We start from the raw sequence: 3,025 nt of genomic DNA, 5'->3' as shown, positions 1-3,025 counted from the left end.
GTCCAACCCAAGGCGACGCCACCGTCATCTGTCCAAGCGGATTCTGGGGCTTTCGCCATCAGGTCGGGATGCCGTTGCTCGACGCGCTCCAGGCCAGCGTGAGCAGCGAGATCGTGAGCTCGGAGTCACCTCCCCTGGCGGTGCTCTTCTCGACCGACCGGGCGTTGGTCGAACGAGCGGCGCACCTTCAGCAGCTGCGCAGCCTCACGCCGCGCGTTCGGATGCTCTCCGGGAGCAGCCGGAGCGAGGAATTTCAGATCCTCAGCCAGACCGATCTGAGCACCGTGTACGTCTACGGCCTGGTGGGCGATGGCCCGAGCGACGTGCTGTACTTGCAGATCGGAGCGCCGGGGGAGCAGGGCTTCATCCACCCTGCCGACCTTCGCGCAGCGCGCATCAACTGGCACGGCGGCGGTCCGCTCGTCTTCATGAACCCTGTCAGGGCGCCGGCGGCGCCGACCGGGCAGGAGCCCAGGCCGGAGTGGGCGCTCGACTTCGCGCGCAGTTTCGTGACGGCGTGTGGCGCGGCCGGCGTTCTGGCCCCGTCAGTTCCGCTCTCTGAGCCGCTCGCGTGTGCGTTTGGCGAAGAGTGCCTGCGCCGCTTCTTCAGCGGCATGACCATCGGCGAGGCGGTGCGGAGCGCCCGCCTGGCGCTGCTCAAGGCCGGCAGCCCGCTCGGCCTGTCGTACGTCCAGTTCGCCCGGAACGAGCTACGCCTCGAACATGGCGCGGCCCAGCCGGCGTAGTGGATGGCTGCGTCGTCCACGCCGACCCGGCCACCCAACACCCTGCCCTGGTCACCGGGGCCGGACACTAGCCGGCTGTAAGCCGTGACTGGCGGACGAAAGAGTCACGTTTAGGCGGCCTCCGGGTGGAGCTGTGCGGCGGCGCAGAGCTGATCGATGGCCTGATCGAGGAGGCGCAAGGCATCGCGGAGCGGATGCGGGAGATCGTTTGGAGGATCGACCAGGGCGGCCGCGGCTGGGCGGAGGATGCGCAGGTGGAGCTTGGAGCAGAAGAAGGCGACGTGGAGGCCGAAGCTGGTGAGGGTGTAGCGGTGAGTGCGGGGCACCCGCTCGATCAAGCCGTGCAGGCGGAGGCGCCGGAGGTCGTAGGTCATGGCACCGCGCGAGTAGGTGGCGCGGTCGCGGCCGAGCAGGGCGGCGACGTCGGGGCGGAGGTCGCGGTTGCGGAAGCCGGTCGGCAGGTGGGCGAAGCGGCAGAGGGCCTGGAGGAGCGCGAGGACCCGCGGGTCGCCGAAGCGCAGGGCCGGGATGCGGTGGCCGTCCTGCTGGCGCGGCGTCTGGAGCTGGGCGAGGGCGTCCTGGCTCAGCGAGCAGGCGTGGCTGACGCGCTCGACGGTGAGCACCTGCTGGTTGATGCGGGTGCCGGTGGCACGCAGCTGCGGGAGGGTCTCCAGGGCCTTCTTGGACTGGAAGTCGGTCGGGTCGTTGATGGTGGTCTCGGTCCGGAGCGCTCGCTCCTCCTTGAAGTACTGCTTGACGTCGGTGTGCTTGTACGCGACGTGCAGGCTGGGCGCGATCCCGGTCGTGATCACCCGGGTCCGGTAGCCGTGCGCGGGGGCCGGCGTCCGGCGGGTCAACCGCGTGGGAAACAGCAGGCTGACGCGATCGGGCCGGCCGAGGTCAAGGTTCTCACGGATCACCGCCTCGAAGAAGTGGCGCCCCTGGACCGGCCGGTCGAAGACCTGGGTCCGACTGACTTCGAGCTGCCAGATGCTCAGCCGATGCCGGTAGCCGGCGGCCCGGTCGACAGCCGTCAGGGGCCAGGGCAGGTGAGCCTGCCAGCGAGCGAAGAACCGCTGCACGTCGGCCGGCCCGAGGCCATCGCAGATCGCCTGGAGCCGCGCAGGGTCGTCGCAGGCCAGGAAGCCGTTATCGAGGCTGGTGAAGGTGAGCCCGACCTGCCGGGCCTGCTGCTTGGCCCACTCGTGACCGTTCAGGCAGATCCGCACCGGGTACGGGAAGTAGGTCCCGACCTTCACGAAGCCCGGTCCCCATTCCCGATCCTGGACATAGAAGTAGTAGTGGTTGACGGCCACCGACTGCCGCGAGAAGTCGAAGTGGACCCCGCCCTGCGGGCCGGTCTGCTTCTGGGCCTTGAACGCGCTGGCCCGCTCCTGGGCCACCCCGATGAATACCACCCCCTCCGCCTTGGTGAACCGCGCCCGGTGCTCGGCCGCCACCTCATCCTTCCGCTGCCCGCGTTCGAAGTGCACGACCGGGATCTTGCCCGAGTCGGCGAACGCGGCCACGTCGCGGACGAACCGATCGTGCAGCGGCCGCAGCAGGGCCGGCGACGGGATCGGGTTCCCCAGGTGCTCCTTCAAGTACCAGCACAACTGCCCGGAGGTCTGCAGCGTCGGCACGTACCCATTCAGGTACAGCCGGTCGATGCAGTCGATCGTCAACGTCACGCGATCGCGGATAATGGTCTCGATGTTGGGGGTCGCCATCGGAGCCTCCCTCACGGGTGGGTGAACACTCCGATGGTGCCTCCCCAACATCCCCGCCGTCACCCGGCGCGGACCGGCCAGCGACGACCTCTCGTCGGTTTGAGGCGCAGCTTCGCTAGTGACTATGAGTGTGGCCGCCGGGACCGTGGCTGTGGGTGTGACCGCCCGGGCCGTGACTATGGCCATGACTGTGCCCATGCCCGCCTGACGACGGCGTCGTCGTCGGGGGCGGCGTCCGCACGGTGTACTCCTTGCCGTAGACGATCATGTCGAGCGGCGGCGAGAATAGCCGCTTCGCCTCGGCGCCATCCTCCGGGCAGGCGGCCGTCTGGGCGTCCTCGCCGAAGCGGCGCTTCACCTCGAAGACGTGGCCGCACTCGCCGCACTGGTAATCAAACGTTGGCATCGGGTCGGCCTCCTTCAGAGAGACGCGGTGAGGATCATGCCGACGCAGAGACGAGCGCGTCCGACATCCTGATGCGATCGGCCGCTGTTGTGCACGCGCCGAAGGTGCCGGCGCGCCGGCACCCAGGCCGGCCGGCTCGGTCA

3 protein-coding genes are annotated in these 3,025 nt (G+C 69.3%); 1 reads left to right on the top strand and 2 read right to left on the bottom strand.

The features are described 5' to 3' along the window. On the top strand, window positions 1-746 hold a 746-nt coding region (locus VFB40_RS24800), incomplete at its 5' end, for a hypothetical protein (protein ID WP_324854723.1). A 110-nt stretch (window positions 747-856) separates the two neighbouring features. Here VFB40_RS24800 and VFB40_RS24795 read toward each other — a convergent pair. Both VFB40_RS24795 and VFB40_RS24790 read right to left on the bottom strand, forming a co-directional pair. Further along, window positions 857-2,476 carry a hypothetical protein gene (locus VFB40_RS24795; RefSeq protein WP_324854721.1) on the bottom strand — a complete coding sequence of 540 codons (1,620 nt, stop codon included), beginning with the start codon at window positions 2,474-2,476 and terminating at the stop codon, window positions 857-859. A 115-nt stretch (window positions 2,477-2,591) separates the two neighbouring features. Beyond that, window positions 2,592-2,882: an FmdB family zinc ribbon protein gene (locus VFB40_RS24790; protein WP_324854719.1), complete on the bottom strand. Its 291-nt coding sequence runs from the start codon at window positions 2,880-2,882 to the stop codon at window positions 2,592-2,594. Window positions 2,883-3,025 lie beyond the last annotated feature (143 nt).

This window comes from Actinocrinis sp., assembly GCF_035650855.1.
GTDB lineage: Bacteria > Actinomycetota > Actinomycetes > Streptomycetales > Catenulisporaceae > Actinocrinis.
Note: the sequence above shows the minus strand (reverse complement) of the source record. Positions and strands in the feature narration are given on the sequence as shown.